The following is a 17,989-nucleotide window of genomic DNA, read 5'->3' as shown; positions in this document are numbered from 1 at the left end:
AGCCGTCCCGCCATGGCTGTGATACCTGCTCATGTTCCCGCCGAACTGGTCTTTGATTTCAACATCTTTGATCCGCCCGGCGCCGAGGCGGACTATATTGCGGCGTGGCAGGCGCTGCGGCGCCCCGATGGGCCGGGTCTGGTATGGACACCGGCCTTTGGCGGCCACTGGATCGCCACCGATGGCGCGGTGATCCGCCGCCTTTGGGCCGATACGGCAAACCTGTCGAGCCAGGTGCTGGCCGTGGTGCCGGGCCTTGGCGAGGTGATGCAGCTCATCCCGCTGCAAAATGACGGGGCCGAGCATAAGGCGTTTCGCACCCCCATCATGAAGGGCTTTGCCGGGCGTCATATCGCCGCGTTGGAATCGGCGGTGCGCGCTCTGGCGCAAGAGTTGATCGCGGAGCTCAAGCCGCGCGGCGCCTGCGATTTCATGCCCGATTTTGCCGAGATCTTCCCGGTGCATATCTTCCTCTCGATGCTGGGCGTGCCGGTGGAGGATCGCGAAAGGCTGCGCCCGCTGGGCGCGCAATTGACCCGGCCCGACGGCACGATGGGCGTGGTCGAATTGCGCGATGCGGTGGATGATTACCTGCGCCCCCATGTCCGCCAGAGACTGGCCGCGCCGGGCGAGGATCTGCTCAGCCGCATTCTGGCCGAGCCGGTGCAGGGCCGCGCATGGACGCTGGACGAGGCGCTGCGTATGGCGCGCAATGTGCTGTTCGCCGGGCTGGACACGGTGGCGGCGATGGTCGGCATGGTGGCGATGCATCTGGCCCGCTATCCCGACGATCAGCGCCTGCTGCGCGGCCAGCCTGATCTGATCCCGGCGGCGGCGGATGAATTGATGCGGCGCTATCCTTCGGCCTCGGTGTCGCGCAATGCGGTGGCGGATTTCGAGGTCAACGGCGTCACCATCAAGGCAGGCGACATCGTCTATCTGCCCAGTATGCTGCACAATCTCGACCCGGCCTGTTTTGACCAGCCCGAGGAGGCGCGGTTTGATCGCGGGCTCAATCCCATCCACCACACCACCTTTGGCGTTGGCGCGCATCGTTGTGTCGGCGCGGGGCTGGCGCGGATGGAGATGATCGTGTTCCTTGAAGAATGGCTGGGGGCGCTCCCTGAATTTGCCATTGATCCGGCCCGGCCGGTGACGATGAAGGCGGGCAATGTCGGCACGTTGACCAGCCTTCCGCTGATCTGGAAATAGCGGGTTGGTGCCGCCGGCCAACACTGCCTGAAAGGATAGGGGGCAAGGGCGCCGCGCCATGCAAATATGACCCCGGCCACGCAGATGGCGAAACGGGAGAATGGCGATGCGTAACAGGCTCGATGGCAAGGTGGCGCTGGTGACCGGCGGCGGAATGGGCATGGGCGCGGCCACGGCGCAGGTCATGGCGGGCTATGGCGCCAGCGTGATGGTGGCCGACCGCAATATGGCGGCGGCGCAAGAGACGGTGCAGGCCATTCTCGACATGGGCGGGGCGGCGGTGGCGCAATCTTGCGATGTCGCCGAAGAAGCGCAGGTGGCCGAGATGATCGCGGCCTGTGTCGCCGCCTTTGGCCGCCTGGATTGTGCGGTCAACAATGCCGCGATTGCGCCCGATCTGCTGCCGATTGCCGATGCCGATATGGAAGTGTGGGACCGGGTGATCCGGGTCAATCTGCGCTCGGTCATGCTGTGCATGAAATATGAGATCCGCCAGATGCTGGCGCAGGGCGATGCGGGCGCCATCGTCAATATTGCCTCGGTCAGCTCTGTGCGGCCCTTGCCCGGCAATTCTGCCTATGTCGCGGCCAAACATGGCGTGATCGGCCTGACCAAGACCGGAAGCGTCGAAGTGGCGCCCAAGGGCATTCGCGTGAATGCGGTGATGCCCGGCGCCATCGACACGCCGATGCTGCGCCAGTCGCTGGCCGACACCGGCTATACCGAGGCCGATTTCGCCCCCACACTCAGCCTGTTTGGCCGGTTTGGCCGCCCCGAAGAAGTAGCCGAAGCCAGCGCGTGGCTATGTTCCGATGCGGCCAGCTATGTCACCGGCCACGCGCTGGGGGTCGAGGCGGGCTATCTCACCCGATAGCCTGTCAATTGCGCCCCACCATGTGCCGCCCCGCCAGATAGGCAAACACCATCCCCGGCCCCAAAGTGCCGCCGCCCCCGCCATAAGTCATGCCCATCATGCTGGCCATGGCATTGCCGGCGGCATAGAGGCCGGGGATAGGCACCATATCGAGATCCAGCACCCGGCCCAGCGTATCGGTCTGCGCCCCGCCCTTCGTGCCCAGCGCGCCGCTTTTCACCTCGGCGGCATAGTATGGCCCGCCATCAATCCGGCCCAGCGTGGCCGCTTTCCGGCCCTTATGCGCCGGATCGCCCCAATAGAGGTCGTAATAGCTCTCGCCGCGCCCGAAATCTTCATCGGCCCCTTGGTCCACCATCGCGTTCCAACGCTCGACCGTGGCGGTCAGCGCATCACCCGGAACCCCCAGCACCCCGGCCAGTTCGCCCAGCGTCTCGCCCCGCGCGATCCAATCCGCCGGTTCTTTGCGATGGCCATCGCCGGTGCCGATCAATTGCGCATCGAGAAAGCCCCATTTGTCGTAAAACGCCTGATTGAAAACGCACCAGCAGGGCAGGTTGCGATAGGTGCTGCTGTTCTGGTCAATCTCGTGAAAGGCGCTGCCAAAGGCGTTGTAATTGGCCGCTTCGTTGCAAAAGCGCCGGCCCTTGCGGTTGACCATGATCGTACCGGGCAAGGTCCGCTCGCCGGTGAACAGCATCATCCCCTTGGCGTTGAGCGGGGCCTCGACAATCGGCATCCACCATGCCTCGCGCATCGAGCCCATCATCGCGCCCGCCCGCATCGCCATCTTTTGCCCGTCGCCGGTGTTGGTGTCGATCGACACCGCATTTTGCAATGGCCCGCGCAGGAAGGCTTTCTTGAACGCCTCATTATGCTCAAACCCGCCCGTGGCCAGCATCACATTGCGCGCCCGCAACATCTGTCCATCCGCCAATTCGACGCCCGCGACGCGCCCGTCCTCCAGCAACAGATCCTTGCCCCCGACGCTCAGCAGGAATTCCACCCCCCGGTCGAGACACCCGCGCAGCAAACGGCCCACCAGCGAATGGCCCAGACCGCGCTCATCATTGGCCGCGCGACGCTCGGCTTCTTCCACCGGCAAGGGATCGGGCACCGCCTGCGCCAGCGATGTCTCGCCCACGGTGAAATAGACGTGGGGCCAGTAATAGGGCGATTTCTCCACCCTCTCCGCCCATTCCCCCAATTCGCCATAGGGATAGACCGGGCATTCCAGCGTCCGCCCCCCGCGCGATGCCGCGCCGGGCTGTTCGGGGTGATAATCGGGGAAATGGGGCACCACGCTGAATTTGACCGGAGTGCGCTCTTCAAGGAACTGCACCATGGCCAAGCCGCCGTCGATATAGGCCGCCGCCATATCCGGATCGATCAATCCGTTCGACATGCTCTCCAGATAGGTCAGCGCCTTGTCCCGGCTGTCCTCCTTGTCATAGGCCTGTTGGTGGGGGTTGCAGGGGATCCAGATCTGGCCGCCCGACCAAGCGCTGGTGCCGCCGATCTTCTCGCCCTTTTCGACCACGAGAACGCGCAGGCCTTCCTCCGCCGCCGTCAAGGCGGCCGTTAGCCCCGCCGCCCCCGAACCCAGCACGATCAGGTCATATTCGGCCTGCGCCATCGCCATTTCTCCCGCTTCAGGCGCTTTGTGTTGTGGCGCCTCTGGCTCGATGATAGCCAAACTCCGACATGCCCGAACCTCTCAAGTGTCTCAGGTGCACCGGCCCGCCAGGCCCGTGCTAAATTCCGCCTGATCGCGCCATTTTTTTCGGAGAAATTCGATGCTGCCCTCCACCACCCGCTCGCTTGTGACCACCCTTTATGACGATGCCCGCATGGTGGTCGAACTGGCCGATCTGCCCCTGCCCGCCCCCGGCCCGGACGAGGTGGTGGTGCAGGTTGAGGCAGCCCCCATCAATCCGTCGGACCTTGGGCTGATGTTCGGCCCGGCGCTGACGGCACAGGCCAGCTATGAAGAGGGGCGCGTTTCTGCCCCTGTGCCGCCCGCCGCAATGAAGGCGCTGGCCAATCGCATCGGGCAGCAACTTGGCATCGGCAACGAGGGCGCCGGGCTGGTGGTGGCCGCCGGGTCTGGCGCGCAGGCGCTGGTGGGGCGCCGCGTGGCCGCCTTTGCGGGCGCGATGTACAGCCAGTATCGCGTCATTCCCGCAGCCGGCTGCATGGTGCTGCCCGAAGGCGTGTCTGCGCGTGAAGGCGCAGCGGCCTTCGTCAACCCGTTGACCGCGCTGGGCTTTATCGAAACCATGCGCGCCGATGGCATGTCGGCGATGGTCCACACAGCCGCGGCCTCCAATCTGGGACAGATGCTGGTGAAGCTTTGTCGGGCCGATGGCATCCCGCTGGTCAACATCGTGCGCAGCCCCGATCAGGTCGCGCTGCTGCGCAGCATTGGCGCCCGCCATGTGCTCGACAGCACCAGCCCTGCTTTCCCCGATGAACTGGCGCAGGCGCTGAGCGAGACCGGGGCGCGGGTGGTCTTCGATGCCATCGGCGGCGGGCCTTTGCTGGGCACGATCCTGACCACGATGGAAAAAGTCGCCAACGCAGACGGCGCCTATTCGCGCTACGGCTCGACGCAGGCCAAGCGCGGCTATGTCTATGGCGCGCTCGATATGGCGCCGATCACCCTGCCGCGCACGCTGGGCTTTGTGTGGGATGTGTCGGGCTGGCTGCTGGCCCCGATGATGGAGCGGCTTGGCCCCGAGGCCCGGGCGCGGATGCATGGCCGCGTCGCAACGGAACTGACGACCACCTTTGCATGCCATTACAAGGGCGAATTGTCGCTCGCAGATGCGCTGTCGCGCGAGGCAGTCGAAGATTACACCAGACGCGCAACTGGCAGCAAATTCCTGATCCTGCCCTCAGCGCCCTTGTGACAAACAGGCAATTGAAAGGTAAGGGAACTGGACACATGACCCATTGATTGGCGGGGCGATGGGCGCGTGCTGAACGGGATCATCTTCGTCAATCGCAACGGGCGGCGCTGGCGTGATGCGCCCAGGGAATATGGGCTGCACAAGACATTGTATAACCCGGACGGAATTCGCGGCACTCCCCCCGCGGATCGCCTGTTCCAAATCCAGTTTCCGCGATCCATTTGCCCTTAGGTCGAACCACCAAACAATAGACGATCTCGCTGCTTTTGGCTGTCTTCTGCGTAAAATGGTGCAAACCATGCCTGCTCGCCCGCAATGGGGGGCCGACGTAAAGTGATCGACTTTTCCGTGCCCCCCGTCGCCTGCATCCTGGTGCGAAAGTTCAGGTGGTCGAACATGCGCAAAGCTTCAATCGCATAGGCCGTCGCCACACGCGCGTCGCCGATCTGAAACAGGTGATCACCATTGCCCTCCTCGCCGCTGACCGAGAGGTTCGATGATCCTGCAAAGACCTTGGCGGTCGGCAGGTTAAAATCGGTGACCACGAATTTGTGGTGGATGGTGATCCCCTGCCCGCCGCTCCATTCGGACTTGAACGGTTCGGGCGCATGATCGGCCAGATAACGGAAATCCACCAGCCCGGTTGAACCATCGGGCTTGGTAAGCTTCAGCCCGTTCTTGCGGTTGGCAATGCCATAGCTGAACAGCGGCTTCCCCTCCAGCCGGTCCAGCGCCTGACGCACCGGCCCCTTGGTGTCCTGATTGAGGAAGGCGACCGCGAAAAACACGCTGGAAGTCGCCTGATCAATCGCCGCCGCCACGGGTGACAGCGACATGTCGGAACCATCGGCGTGGGGCGAATAGCAAGCCCGGATATTGGTGCCTGCCGGCAGGTTCGCGGCGGCGTGCCACGTATCGGGAAAGCTGCCCGCGTTCCATGCCCCCAGGCCCTTGAAGGCCAGTTCGAAGGCCTGCACAAACCAGTCAACCACCTCGGGCGCGGTGAACAGCAGCATATTGTTGGCCTGAATATAAAGCCCACGAAAGGAAAAATTGGTCGATCCGCCGATGGCCCGCTCCGCTTTGCCGTCGCGATAGAGGATCAGCACTTTGTTATGCTGTAAATGTCCAAAGTGATGCCGCACCACCATCGCACCCGCCGCCGTAAGACGGACGGCGGCGCGACTTTCGGCGCTGGTCTCGTCCTTGTGGTCGGCCGAATTGTCGATCAGAATGCGCAAGGCAGGCCTGTCAACACCACCCCGTCGCGCGACAGTTTCCAACGCGGCGATAAAATCGGGCTCGTTGAGATCATAGGCCATCACATCGAGCCGGGTCGCCGGATCGGCAGCGGCGCTCAACATCTGCTGCAGCAGATCGTTGGCTTTGCCCGAGAGCCAGTCATAGACGCCCTGAGGCGCGGCGCCTTTGTCGAAATCATAGCCTTGCGCACCACTGGCGGGCAGGATTTTGGCGCGGGCGGCGGCATCGGGAAACTTTTCGACGAAAGCCTGCGACGAGGCGAAGTTGCGGGTAAAACCGATATCGACAACGCCGGGAACCGTCTCGTCAAACAAAGCGATATCTCCCGCCACCTTGTCGCCTTCGCGCAAATTACCGGTCGCATCCATATGCATTGCGGTCACCTGATACCGGTAGGTGCCCGGCCTTGGATTTTGCGGAAAATGGATCCAGCGGAAGGTCTGAAGCGGTGCCTCGTTGGTGGGAAACTGTCGAAAGCCGGTCACATCCGCCTGCGCCGGATAGGCAAAGGTGAGCCGGTTGCGCAGATAGGTAAAACCATCCGCCCCGGGAGACTGCACAGCAATGGCAAAGCCCACAAAATCGACGGCGGGCTGAGGATCGATGCTCATGCCGATCAGGCACATCCGCTCCCCGCGCCACAGATTCACATTAAGCGCCCCGTTGCTCACCGAAACTGTCGCCATGTTTCCCCCCTGCCCATCGACACGTCTTGTCGCGTCATTTTATCGCGCGATTGTTTCGGTTTCCATTCGCAAAGCGCGGCAAAGCCGGCCGTGACATGGTCGGAATGCGCTTCTAAAGGGGCTGTTGCGCCAACTTCAGGGAATCCGATGAGCATCGCCGATGACAAAGCACATGCTGCTGAGCCCATCATGGCTGCGGCTCTGGATTGGATCGCATCGCATGGTCTGACCGAACTGACCCTGCGCCCGCTGGCCGACAAGGTGGGGTTGAGCCTGAATGCGCTGACCCAGGCGATGGGGTCGAAAGAACAACTGATCACCCGCGTGATCGCCAGCGCCATGGCGCAGGATGCGGCATTCCGCGATCTCTGGCTGCGCCGGGTTCGGGCAATGGCGCCCATCGGTCGCGGCATGCGGGCCGTGTTGGCCGAGACGATCCTCGATGATTGGGTGGTGCGGCAGCGTGGGCCCGCCTGCCTGTTGATCGACCTCATACAGGAAGCCGGGCGATCTGGCACCTGTTCGCCCGCATTGAGCGCATGGTTGGATGAAGCCGGGGCCTTCTGGGCCGAAATCCTGTTTGACAGTCTGCGCCAGGCGGATGCGGCGCTGGGCTATATAATCGACGAAGCAGGCTTCTCCCTGTTTGCCCATGACAATCCGGCCTATCGCATGATCCGCGCGCTCTGCCTGCATCGCTTCACGGGCGGCCTCTTTCCCGACCCTGACGAGGATATCGGCAAGGGCCGCCATCTGGAACAATGGATCGCCGCGCTTGAACCTGAACAGACCTATCCCGACACGCCCGACCGCAGCAAGCGCGGGCTGATCGCGGCGCAGGCCGGACATCTGATCGTCACCCACGGGCTGGAAGCGCTGACGCATCGTTCGGCGGCGGCGGCGGCCGGAACCCCGGCCTCCACGGTGGTTTATCATTTCGGGACGCGCGATGAACTGATGGTGGCCGCGCTTCATGCGGTTGTCACGAATTTCCGGCATGGTCTGGCCGAGAACTTTGGTCAGCCCCGCCCCTTTTATGCCAATTACGCCTCCTCCCGCGATCTGGTCAGGGCCACCTCGATCATCGCCATCGCCGCTGCCCGGCATCCGGGGCTGGCACATCATGCGTTGGACATGCGGCGTCGGCGCGGGGAAAATTTCGTCAATTCGGTGCTGTGGGAAATGGGCCTGCCGCGAGGGCGGATCGGCGACCGATGCACATCGCAAGTGGCGTCCGTCGCCGTATTCGGCATGCGCATGGTGGCCATGGCGCGCGGACTGGACGAACATCAGGTGTTGCTGGCCGCCTTTGCCCGACTGGCCGAGGTGTGCGGCTGAGGAACGGATCTGCACCGACGTACCCTGCCGATGACACACGAATCCCCTGCCCCCGATCGCACCGAAATGCTGGCGCTGTCGCTGCCCAGTTTTGTGTTCTCGGGCTATGAACTGGCGCGCAAGACCTATCTGCCCGTGCTGCTGGCGGGGACGGTGGGCGTCGACATGGCGGGGCTGATCCTGACCATTGTCGGCACGTGGAGCATCCTGATCGAAGTGCTGTTCGGCATGGTCTGCGATCTGGCGCCCGATCCGCAACGTCGTCGCAGTTTCTGGGTCGCGGCGGGCACGGTGCTGCAATGGGCAGGTGGGCTGATCCTGTGGTTTACGCCGCCGCTCGGTCGCTCCCCCTTTGTCTGGCTGCTCGGCCTGCTGCCGCTGGCCAGCGGGTGGGTGATGTCCAATCTGGCGCATGGGGCCTGGGCGCTGGAACGCTCCAGCGGGATCGTGGCGCGCGGACGCATTTTTGGTGCGCGCGCTCAGGCGGGCATGGCCGGTTCGATCCTGTTCGCCATGGCCCTGTTGTTGAGCAGGCATCAGGCCAAAGCGCCCGATGATTTTTACGTCATCCTGCTGCTGACAATGGCGGGGGCGCCGCTGGTCCATGGCTGGCTGATCTGGCGCGTCAGGGAACGGGACGGGACAGGCTCGTCCCGGCTCGATTGGGCTGGGACGCTCAAGCCCTTTCAGGTCTGCATCGCTGCGGCGGCAGATCGCTGGCTGGCGGCGCTGTTTCTGCTGGTGGGCGCGCATATGGCCGTGATCGGCAGCAGCTTTCTGTTTATCGCCCGCCATCGGCTGGAATTGCCCGAATGGGGTACGCCGGGCGTTCTGATACAGGCGCTGGCCGCGATGATCGGCACCGGTATCGCGCCGCGTCTGCTGCGCCATGTGCCGCCGCTGCGCATGCTGGGGGCAGTGTTCGGGATCAATCTGGCGCTCGCTCTGGCCTTGCCATGGTTACCCGCCGGGCAAGTGCTGCCCCTGATGGCGTGGTCGGCAGGCACGGGGGGCACGCTGGCGGTGGATTTCATGCTGCTGCGCGTGGTGTTGGGGCAAAGGCTGGACCACTATCATCAGCGCGATGGGGATGCCCCCGCCGCTGCGTTTTACGCCGGGTTCCATCTGCCGTTCAACATCGGGGCGGTGGTGGGCACGGCGCTGCTGTTTCGCGGGCTGGCGTGGATTGGGCTAGGAGGGGCAGATCATGCGGCCGGGCTGGCTTGGTTGACTTGCGGCATGGCTGGCCTGTTTCTGGTGCTGGCTATGGGGTTTATCCTGATGCTGAGACAGGCGCTGCGGGTGGAGGGGCGGTATGAACCGGCGCCATTCAAGCTGAACAATTGTATTTCAAAGCCTATAAAAAGCCTTCTATGAACTGAACAATCGTCTCAAAATTGTCATCTACACCGCATAATCGGGCCCCAGAACAACTTGGGGTATCGAATCATGTCCAGTCTTCGTCGCCGGGGCGCACTCACGCCTGCCTTGCTGCTTGCCGCCACGGCCATGACGGCTGTTCCCATGACAGCCTATGCGGAAAGCACCGCAGATGCCGCAACTGCCGATGCCAATGGCCAGCCTGCATTGGACCAGATCCTCGTCACGGCCGAGCGGCGTCAGGAAAAGATGCAGAATGTCCCGATCTCGATCATCTCGCTGAGCGGGGATGCCTTGCAGAACAGCGGCTATCAGTCGCTGACCGACCTGCAATATACCACGCCGGGCCTGACTTATGACCCGACGCAGGGCGCCGCCTTTCAGATCCGCGGTGTGGGTTCGACCTCGTTCGACTTTTCCAACGCCAAATCGGTCAATGTCGTGGTTGACGATGTGGTGATGGACGCCCAGCGCGATCTGGGCATCACCGGTTTGGTCGATATCGAGCGCGTGGACGTGCTGATGGGGCCGCAGGGCACGCTGTTCGGCAAGAACTCCACCTCGGGCGTGATCGCCATCACCACGGTCAAGCCCAAGCTGAACGACTTTTCGGGCAAGGTCTACGCCAGCTATGGCGAGCGCAATGACCGCACGATCAACGGCACGCTCAACATTCCGCTGGGGCAAAAGGCCGCGCTGCGCATCAGCGCTTTCGACGTCGGACAGGACGGCAAGGGGCGCTATGTCACGCTCAACCGCAATCTGGGCCGGGTCGATGAATTCGGCGCGCGGGCCAAATTGCTGTGGCAGCCCAGCGATGATCTGGAAGTCATTCTGGCGGGTGAATATACCCATCATTTCGACACATCCGTGCGCACCGCCGTCGGCGGCCCGGCCGGCACCAGTTTTGCCCCCACCGCCGCCGTCACCGCTGCGCAGATCGCGCTGGGCGTGACGCCGGGGCCGCGCAATGTCGATACGGCCGACGGATTCCTAGGCTCGATCAGCACCACCAATCAGGGCGGGTCGCTCCATGTCGCCTACAAGCTGGGCGATCACACGCTGACCTCGATCACCGCCTATCGCGAAACGGCCTATGGCAATGATACGCCCGCCGATTTGCTGCCCAATGATGTCTATTCCTATATTTCGTATAATTCGGGCCGGTTGAAGACAGACAAGTTCAGCGAGGAAGTGCACCTCGCCTCGCCCACCGGCGGTTTCGTGGAATATCTGATCGGCGGCTTTTACAACCGTCTTCATGCCAACCAGACGCAGGTGCAATGGGGTCCGCTGGGCACCAGTCCGCTGGTGGTCAATGGACAGGTGATCGGCAATCTCTATGCCAATACCGGCGCCAATGATCCCGTCACCGGCAAGTTGCTGGGCAATGCGGTGCAGTTCAACGCGCATAATGAAACGCTGGCCGGTTTTGGCCAGGTCAAGTTCAACCCCACCTCGCGCTTCAGCCTGACGCTGGGCGGGCGGTATAATTACGACCGCAACGATCAGACGATCAGCTATCCCAATTCCGACCCCGTGCCGATCCTTGGCCGCACGATCAATTTCACCGCCACCGGCACGGCGCCCACCGCCGATTTTCGCTATGGCGTGAAATCCTCCTCACGCTTTACCTATCGCATCGCGCCCACGTTCCAGTTGAACAAGAACGTGATGTTTTATGCGACCTATTCGACGGGCTATAAGCCGGGCGGCGTGGCCTTTGTCGGCAACAAATACGATCCGTATAATTCGGAATCGGTCAAAAGCTGGGAAATCGGTGAGAAGGGTGAATTCTTCAACCATCGCCTGCGGGTCAATTTTGACGTGTTCTCGTCCAAATACACCAATTTTCAGGCAACCATCCTGACCCCGGTTTCGACGGGCGTCGGCGGCTTCATCCTCGCCTCGGCCATCGGCAATGCGCCCGGTCTGCGCAGCCGCGGGTTCGAGGCGCAGGTGGCGATCAAGCCTACGCACAGCCTGTCGCTGTCGGGCGCGGTGACATTCACCGACGCCAAATTCACCGATTACGTGGCCAGCAGCACCGCCAATTACACCGGCACGCGCCTGACCAATGCGCCGCGCTGGATGTCGACCATTGCCACCGATTACAACGCGCCGGTGAGCGATGACATCAACCTGAAGGCCCATCTGGAATATGTCTATCGCTCGGACCTGCAAACGGTGACGGGCGCGATGCTGGGCAATATCACGGCGCCCGCCGTCACCAATGCCGATGGCACCAAGACGCCGAACGCCAGCTATTCCTATGTGCCGGGCTATGGTCTGGTGAATGGCCGCATCACGCTGGCCCGCGCCAATGACCGGGTGGAGGTGGGCATCTATGCCCGCAATCTGTTCAACCAGTATTTCTCGACAGGTTGGCAGATCTACGGCGCGCTGGGCCTGCTGCATTACACCTCGCCCGATGCCTATCGCACGGTCGGCGCTTTTGCTCAGGTCAAGTTCTGAAAGGCGCTTGCGATGAAACTCAAGCTTTTACGCAACGGCGGCGCCATGGCTTTGGCCATGGTGGCCATGGCCGCCCATGCCCAGCGCGGGGACGATCTGAAGCTCAACCAGATCCAGATCGTCGGCACCCATAATTCCTATTCGCAAGGGGTCGATCCCCAGATCATGGCGATGGCGGATGCCATCATCGGCCCGCGCATGTCGCAAATGGCGGCCCGGATGCCCCCCGCCGCCCGTGCCCAGTACAAGGAATATCACCCCAACGAAGTCAGCATGACCGAGGCGCTGAACTATCGTTACGGTACGTTGAGCGAACAGTTGGATGCAGGGATGCGCAGTCTTGAGCTCGACCTCAACCGCGATCCGGATGGGGCGCGCTTCCTGCGTCCCGCCGCCTATGAAGCGGCCAAAGCCAAGGGCATCGCAGAAGGCCAATTGCTGCCTCATGACAAGACCGGACTCGACCAGCCGGGGCTGAAGGTCATGCATATCGTCGATTTCGACGTGCGGTCGAGCTGCAACCTGTTCACCGCCTGCCTTGCCGAATTGCGTCGCTGGTCCGACGCCCATCCGAACCACGAGCCGATCTTTATCCTGCTGGAAGCCAAGAGCGATCCGGTGCCGATCTTTCCGGGATCCAAACCGCCCCTGCCCTTCACCGCGCAGGCCTTCGACGAGATGGATGCTGATCTGTTCAAGGTCATCGGTCGCGAGCGGATCGTTACCCCCGACAAGGTGCGCGGCGCCTACCCCACGCTGGAGGCAGGCGTTAAGGCGGGTAATTGGCCAAGCCTCAAGGATGCGAGGGGCAAGTTCGTCTTCCTGCTGCTGACAGCGCTCGATACCAATGGCCTGTCAGGCTATGTTGGCGGCCATCCCAATCTGGAAGGCCGCGCGGCCTTTCTCGAATCGAAACCGGGCCAAAGTTATGGCGCGTTCCTGTTGATGGACAATGCCACGATGCGGGCCAAGGAAATCCCCGAGTTGGTCCGCCAAGGCTATCTGGTGCGCGCCCGCGCCGACATCGAGACATGGGAGGCCAAGGCCAATGACATGGGCCGCGCGCGTCAGGCCTTTGCCAGCGGCGCGCAGATCGTCTCGACCGACTTTTACAAGCCGGGCAATGCCTATGGCACCGATTATATCGTGAAGCTGCCGGGCGGCGGAGCGATGCGCTGCAACCCGGTCAATGCGGGCAAGGCCTGCCGATAGGCATATGGGGGCATCTGCGCGATGCCTCCATAAACTGCCCTCACCCCAGTCAAGGATTGTACATGCGCCTGCCTGCTTCCGGCCCCTTGCTGCTGCCCCTTACGATGGGACTAGCCGCCCTTGCCACCCCGGCGGCGGCGCACCGTGATGTCTGCCGCCTCGACGCGCCCGATGTTGCTCATGCCGGAAAGGGCTGCGAGGAGCGCTGGATGGATGTCAATCTGAGGGTCAACGATCTGCTGACGGTTGGGACGCATAACAGCTATAAGCGGGCCATCCCTCCCGCCGATTATCGGCTGATAACGGCCTATAATCCCCGCTTGGCGCAGGAGCTGGACTATGCCCATAAATCCATCACCGCCCAACTGGACTTTGGCGCGCGGGAGATCGAGATCGACGTGGTCTATGATCCGCAGGGCGGCCGTTATGCCCATCCCATGATCGCCGCGCAGACACAAACGGCGCTCGATCCGGCATGGGTGCGCGCGATGCAGCGGCCCGGCTTCAAGGTGCAGCATGTCCCCGATGTCGATTTCCGCTCCCATTGCATCACCTTCAAGGCCTGCCTTGGCATGGTGCGCGATTGGTCCCGCGCGCATCCGCGTCACGCCCCCGTCACCATCCTGATCAACGCCAAGGACGGTAAGACTCTGCCGGGCGGCACCCCCCTGCTCTCCTTCGACGAGGCCGCTTTCGATGCGCTGGATGCTGAAGTGCGGGCGGTCTTGCCCCCTGCGCAATTGCTGACGCCTGACGATGTACAGGGCCGTTATGCCACCCTGCGCGAAGCGGTGCTGCATAATAACTGGCCCCGGCTGGGCGCGGCACGCGGGCGCATCCTCTTCGCGCTGGACGAAGCGCCCGAGAAGGTGGCCCTTTATCGCGGGCATCGCTCTTCGCTCGAAGGCCGGGTGATGTTCATCAACACCGACGAACAATCCCCCGCCGCCGCCTATCTGACGCTGAACCGCCCGGTCGAGGATGCAGATCGCATTGCCCGCGATGTAAAAGCGGGCTTTCTGGTCCGCACCCGCGCCGATGAAGGCACATGGCAGGCCCGCACCAACGATATCGCCCATCGTGACATCGCTCTGCATTCGGGCGCACAATCGGTCTCGACGGACTATCTTTGGGCCGATCCGCGCTTTGCCGGAGGGTTCACCGTCAGCCTGCCCGATCATGCCGCCAGCATGTGCAATCCCATGCGCACCGCCCAACGTTGCGGAAACCTGCCCGTCGAACGCGTCAGCAAGGCAGACTGGGCCAAAGCGCAGACAGCCCCGATCGTCTGGCCTGCAACGCGCTAGGATCAAGGCGTCCCCTAGGCACCGAACAGGTTGTTCTAGCCTTTGGCCAGACCAGGCGGCGGCATAGGCGAAGGCCAATGACCGGGCCAACGACCTCGGCTATCGCTTTGCCCTGTCATCGTTGCTCAACGAATGCGCCATCGCATTGTAACGACTGGCCACCACCTGCCCCATATCGTCTGATAGCTGCGCATCCGAAACGACATGATCGAGCCTGGCAAACGCCAGGCAGGGCAGTGAATGCGGCTAAGCTAGCCAGTAGAGCATTATTCGTTCGTACTCACCTTTAGGGCGAGTGGCCGGGTATCGCAGGGGCTCAATTAGCTTGGACTATCCGCATAACACAAGAGATTGGGAACGCTTCGCTTAGCGCGTGCGTGCGAGGCCGACCGTTGACGCCATGGAATTTGACGCTATATACCGTCAGTATCTATGGGATATTGATAGCTATGAGCCTTGAAGCCTATACCAGTGACGGAATGTTTGATCCTCGTCGTATCGCAGCATCTTTGCTGACCAATGCCGACGATCTGGCGCGAACCGCAGGCTTGGGAAAAGATTCGATTCAGCGGGCAGTCCGCGTGCGGCAACCTAGGATTCAGAAGCGACTGCGCGAATTGGTCGAAGTCCTGAACAAGGTTGAACCAAGGTTCGGCACTTCCCTTGTTGCCTATGCCTGGTTCCGCTCCGAGCCCCTCCCCGGCTTTTCAGGACAAACTGCGATGCAATTGGTTCAGGCCGGACGCGCGCATGATGTGCTGGACTATATCGACGCTGTGGATGCCGGCGTTCACGCCTGAGCTTGATCCATGGACTATGTCGGCACACTCTTCCGAGCCCTCAATCCCATATGGGCGCGAAGCCCGCTCTCGGGCGAAGGTGCTGCGCAATTTGGCGGACGTTTCAACCCAAAAGGTATGGCGGCGCTCTATACCAGTTTGAAACCGGAAACGGCGATGAGAGAGGCCAATCAGGTTGGCGCCTTTCAACCAATCACTTTGGTGGCCTATCATGCCGAGATCAGGAATATTTTTAATGCGACAGATCCCAAAAATTTGGCATCTGTTGCAATGACCCCATCGCAAATTGGCGATCCAGCGTGGCGCGATGTGATGCTGTCGGGCGGCATTGCCCCTACTCAACGTCTGGCGCTGGATTTAGCCGCACAAGGCTATGCCGGCATATTGGTGCCTAGTTTTGCGCCTCATACTCCATTAGGCTCCGAAAATCTGGTCTTGTGGCAATGGGGCAATGAACCCCCTGCCCTTCTGCGATTGATCGACGATCAAGGACGACTTTCGCATTGAGATCTAGCTGAGCACCTGTGAGTTTGGATTTGATCCATTCAAAATTATAAAAAAGGAGGAAGGGCGGCGTTAGCCGTCCTTATTCAGTTATAGGAAGTTATAGAAGTTAAAGGAGAGCTTTAAGCGCCCGACTCAGCCAAATTCAACGAGTCGGTGAAAGCCGCTGTTCCTTCAAACCCGACGATCCGTTCCTTAAACCCCGAATCTGCGTTCCTTCAGCCCCGTGAATATGTTCCCGATCCACCGAGAGGGAGGAGAACGGGCAACATAGGCTGATTTCAGTCGTTCTGGGAAAGTGTTCCTAAAACCCCGTGGCTGATTGTGCATGCGAGAGAGTGGCGGCAAATTGCCGAAAAACGGGCTGTAATCACTGCCTTCGAACTCAAATGACAAGGCCCATTACCCACAAGACAGCGATTTGCCGTGCCAGCAACATTTTTGGGATTCGGCGGCTGCCTTGACTGCTCAGCTACGACACGGGGTTTCAGGAACGCCTATCGTCTGAATGCGCAAGAGTGCTCTTTCTTGGGAGAGCCGATGGTCACGCAAAGCACGGGTTTTCAGGAACAGCGCAGCGGGCACCGATGATCGTCATGCGCTATGGCAGAGGCTGCTTTACCTGTTCGCGTAAGGCGGGGCGGCTACCAAGTTGGTAAAGCGGCCCTAAATTTATGAAAATAAGCGCTTATTCTGTAAGTCGTGCTTCGTTTCGGCTAGCCCAATGGCGTGGAGCAAAGCGTGCGCTTCTGTAGCGTTCCTGAAACCCCGAAGATCGCGTAAAAGAAGCAGCAGATTCCCCTCGAACCTTCCGGGTCCGAGCCTGTCCGACGCGGGCTGCCAAAAAGATGTTCAGATGGCTGGAGATTGCCGCGAACAGAATGTCGCAAAAATTTGAGCGATGTTAATGGCGTCAGCCGGGATCTTGCGCGTGGCAATAAAGCGCCGGAACTCGTCGGCAATCAGGCCAAGGTCTCGTTGGGGATGAGGGAGTGCCTCGCGGGCAATGGAACCGAATGGCGTATAACCGATGTGGCCATCAGCCGGAAACTCTGGCCGATTGTCACGGCTTTCCACTTTCTTTCTTGCAGGACGTTTGAGGGCAGGGGGGATTACTTCTTCGCCTCCAGCGGCCGAAGCGAAAGTGGCCCGGCGCACCATCTTGATGGAGGGCTCCTTGTCCGGATGCTCGACGATTTCGAGGGAATAACCGGGAAGGCTGTTTTCCCGCGCAAGTTTGAGCATCTCAAACTTGAAGCGACGATAAGGCGATTCCGAGCCGGACTTCTCATACAGGGTAGGCATAGAGATGGTGAAGCCATCAGCGCCATTACCACCGGCATGTTTGCGGGCAACGCGATAAAGCCAGCGCATCACGCCGCCCTTAATCTCAAAATAGGCCGGATCAATGGCCAGCACACCGCCATCCATCAGCACGCCATCGTAGAACCATTTGGCAAGCGTGATGCGCATGCCCCGGATCTTGCCGTTAGGATCGACGACCTGACTGTAACTGTCGATCCAGGAGAAAGTGTGCTCGCGGCGGCCATGGGTCCGAATGTTGGTTTTGACTGTCGTTGATTGCAGGCGGTTGAGGGCGTTTGCCAGCCCTTCATATTCCCCGCCGCCTGTGTCGCGCCGAAGCGTCCTGAGCATATCGTAGGGAACGACGCCAAGCGTTTGGGGGATGTCGTTCACACCCCGCCGTTTATGTTCCATCAGGACGGACGCACAATAGATCAGGATGTCCAGATCGTAGATCGTGGCTATGCCATACTCGCTGTTGCCCGTGACGTGGACGGACACTTTGCCGTCCGGGCTGGTATAGTCGATAGGCTTGACGCGCTTGCGCTTGTGCAGCGAGAAAAACGGACGCTCCATCGTATCCCTCTGATCCCGGATGGGGAGGGATGTAATCTGCGGCAGAAACAGATCTGCTTGCAGATCGTGATCAGGGCCTTTGGATCGTGTCATCAATCGCCTTGTGATGCTCTACCAACACGCTGAATTACCAAGTTGGTAGATT

The 17,989-nt window shown here is 61.4% G+C and carries 13 protein-coding genes and 1 pseudogene; 11 read left to right on the top strand and 3 right to left on the bottom strand.

All coding sequences use genetic code 11. From position 1 onward, the window contains the following. Positions 1-12 precede the first annotated feature (12 nt). Positions 13-1,212: a cytochrome P450 gene (locus tag GGR38_RS21035; RefSeq protein WP_183628452.1), complete on the top strand. Its 1,200-nt coding sequence runs from the start codon at positions 13-15 to the stop codon at positions 1,210-1,212. Positions 1,213-1,318: 106 nt separating this feature from the next. Then, on the top strand, positions 1,319-2,086 hold the full coding sequence (locus tag GGR38_RS21030) for a glucose 1-dehydrogenase (protein ID WP_183628451.1): 768 nt from the start codon (positions 1,319-1,321) through the stop codon (positions 2,084-2,086). A 4-nt stretch (positions 2,087-2,090) separates the two neighbouring features. Here GGR38_RS21030 and GGR38_RS21025 read toward each other — a convergent pair whose 3' ends face one another. Then, complete coding sequence (locus tag GGR38_RS21025; RefSeq protein ID WP_183628449.1) at positions 2,091-3,722, bottom strand: FAD-dependent oxidoreductase; 1,632 nt, start codon at positions 3,720-3,722, stop codon at positions 2,091-2,093. 160 nt (positions 3,723-3,882) lie between these two features. Between GGR38_RS21025 and GGR38_RS21020 the strand changes: the two genes are divergently transcribed. Next, positions 3,883-4,998 (top strand): zinc-binding dehydrogenase, encoded by a 1,116-nt coding sequence (locus GGR38_RS21020; RefSeq protein WP_183628447.1) that lies wholly within the window; start codon positions 3,883-3,885, stop codon positions 4,996-4,998. 57 nt (positions 4,999-5,055) lie between these two features. Beyond that, a pseudogene (locus tag GGR38_RS21015) lies at positions 5,056-5,154 on the top strand (IS5 family transposase); the annotation flags it as partial. A 71-nt stretch (positions 5,155-5,225) separates the two neighbouring features. Here GGR38_RS21015 and GGR38_RS21010 read toward each other — a convergent pair. Beyond that, complete coding sequence (locus GGR38_RS21010; RefSeq protein ID WP_183628445.1) at positions 5,226-6,947, bottom strand: phospholipase D-like domain-containing protein; 1,722 nt, start codon at positions 6,945-6,947, stop codon at positions 5,226-5,228. A 147-nt stretch (positions 6,948-7,094) separates the two neighbouring features. Here GGR38_RS21010 and GGR38_RS21005 point away from each other — a divergent pair, with 147 nt between their 5' ends. The 7 genes from GGR38_RS21005 (at position 7,095) to GGR38_RS20975 (ending at position 15,966) form a co-directional block, all read left to right on the top strand. Further along, a complete protein-coding gene (locus tag GGR38_RS21005; RefSeq protein WP_183628443.1) occupies positions 7,095-8,285 on the top strand; it encodes a TetR/AcrR family transcriptional regulator in 1,191 nt (396 codons plus the stop codon). Between the two features lie 30 nt (positions 8,286-8,315). Further along, positions 8,316-9,662 carry an MFS transporter gene (locus GGR38_RS21000; protein WP_183628441.1) on the top strand — a complete coding sequence of 449 codons (1,347 nt, stop codon included), beginning with the start codon at positions 8,316-8,318 and terminating at the stop codon, positions 9,660-9,662. A 72-nt stretch (positions 9,663-9,734) separates the two neighbouring features. Beyond that, on the top strand, positions 9,735-12,140 hold the full coding sequence (locus GGR38_RS20995; RefSeq protein WP_246405127.1) for a TonB-dependent receptor: 2,406 nt from the start codon (positions 9,735-9,737) through the stop codon (positions 12,138-12,140). A 12-nt stretch (positions 12,141-12,152) separates the two neighbouring features. After that, complete coding sequence (locus GGR38_RS20990; RefSeq protein WP_183628439.1) at positions 12,153-13,352, top strand: Ca2+-dependent phosphoinositide-specific phospholipase C; 1,200 nt, start codon at positions 12,153-12,155, stop codon at positions 13,350-13,352. 62 nt (positions 13,353-13,414) lie between these two features. After that, on the top strand, positions 13,415-14,659 hold the full coding sequence (locus GGR38_RS20985) for a phosphatidylinositol-specific phospholipase C1-like protein (protein WP_221227193.1): 1,245 nt from the start codon (positions 13,415-13,417) through the stop codon (positions 14,657-14,659). Positions 14,660-15,108: 449 nt separating this feature from the next. Next, the gene (locus GGR38_RS20980) at positions 15,109-15,459 is read left to right on the top strand and encodes an antitoxin Xre/MbcA/ParS toxin-binding domain-containing protein (protein ID WP_183628437.1); all 351 of its coding nucleotides are present in this window, start codon (positions 15,109-15,111) and stop codon (positions 15,457-15,459) included. Between the two features lie 9 nt (positions 15,460-15,468). After that, complete coding sequence (locus GGR38_RS20975; protein ID WP_183628435.1) at positions 15,469-15,966, top strand: RES family NAD+ phosphorylase; 498 nt, start codon at positions 15,469-15,471, stop codon at positions 15,964-15,966. 849 nt (positions 15,967-16,815) lie between these two features. On the opposite strand, the gene GGR38_RS20970 is transcribed toward GGR38_RS20975, so the two are convergent. Beyond that, complete coding sequence (locus GGR38_RS20970) at positions 16,816-17,937, bottom strand: replication initiator protein A (protein ID WP_183628433.1); 1,122 nt, start codon at positions 17,935-17,937, stop codon at positions 16,816-16,818. Between the last annotated feature and the right edge of the window lie 52 nt (positions 17,938-17,989).

The organism is Novosphingobium sediminicola (genome assembly GCF_014196525.1).
In the GTDB taxonomy this organism is placed as follows: Bacteria; Pseudomonadota; Alphaproteobacteria; order Sphingomonadales; family Sphingomonadaceae; genus Novosphingobium; species Novosphingobium sediminicola.
Note: the sequence above shows the minus strand (reverse complement) of the source record. Positions and strands in the feature narration are given on the sequence as shown.

Bases quoted from the DNA above. Each gene is read 5' to 3' on its own strand.
- GGR38_RS21035 (WP_183628452.1), top strand. From the start codon at position 13: ATGGCTGTGATACCTGCTCATGTTCCCGCCGAACTGGTCTTTGATTTC.
- GGR38_RS21030 (WP_183628451.1), top strand. From the start codon at position 1,319: ATGCGTAACAGGCTCGATGGCAAGGTGGCGCTGGTGACCGGCGGCGGA.
- GGR38_RS21025 (WP_183628449.1), bottom strand. From the start codon at position 3,722: ATGGCGCAGGCCGAATATGACCTGATCGTGCTGGGTTCGGGGGCGGCG.
- GGR38_RS21020 (WP_183628447.1), top strand. From the start codon at position 3,883: ATGCTGCCCTCCACCACCCGCTCGCTTGTGACCACCCTTTATGACGAT.
- GGR38_RS21010 (WP_183628445.1), bottom strand. From the start codon at position 6,947: ATGGCGACAGTTTCGGTGAGCAACGGGGCGCTTAATGTGAATCTGTGG.
- GGR38_RS21005 (WP_183628443.1), top strand. From the start codon at position 7,095: ATGAGCATCGCCGATGACAAAGCACATGCTGCTGAGCCCATCATGGCT.
- GGR38_RS21000 (WP_183628441.1), top strand. From the start codon at position 8,316: ATGACACACGAATCCCCTGCCCCCGATCGCACCGAAATGCTGGCGCTG.
- GGR38_RS20995 (WP_246405127.1), top strand. From the start codon at position 9,735: ATGTCCAGTCTTCGTCGCCGGGGCGCACTCACGCCTGCCTTGCTGCTT.
- GGR38_RS20990 (WP_183628439.1), top strand. From the start codon at position 12,153: ATGAAACTCAAGCTTTTACGCAACGGCGGCGCCATGGCTTTGGCCATG.
- GGR38_RS20985 (WP_221227193.1), top strand. From the start codon at position 13,415: ATGCGCCTGCCTGCTTCCGGCCCCTTGCTGCTGCCCCTTACGATGGGA.
- GGR38_RS20980 (WP_183628437.1), top strand. From the start codon at position 15,109: ATGAGCCTTGAAGCCTATACCAGTGACGGAATGTTTGATCCTCGTCGT.
- GGR38_RS20975 (WP_183628435.1), top strand. From the start codon at position 15,469: ATGGACTATGTCGGCACACTCTTCCGAGCCCTCAATCCCATATGGGCG.
- GGR38_RS20970 (WP_183628433.1), bottom strand. From the start codon at position 17,937: ATGACACGATCCAAAGGCCCTGATCACGATCTGCAAGCAGATCTGTTT.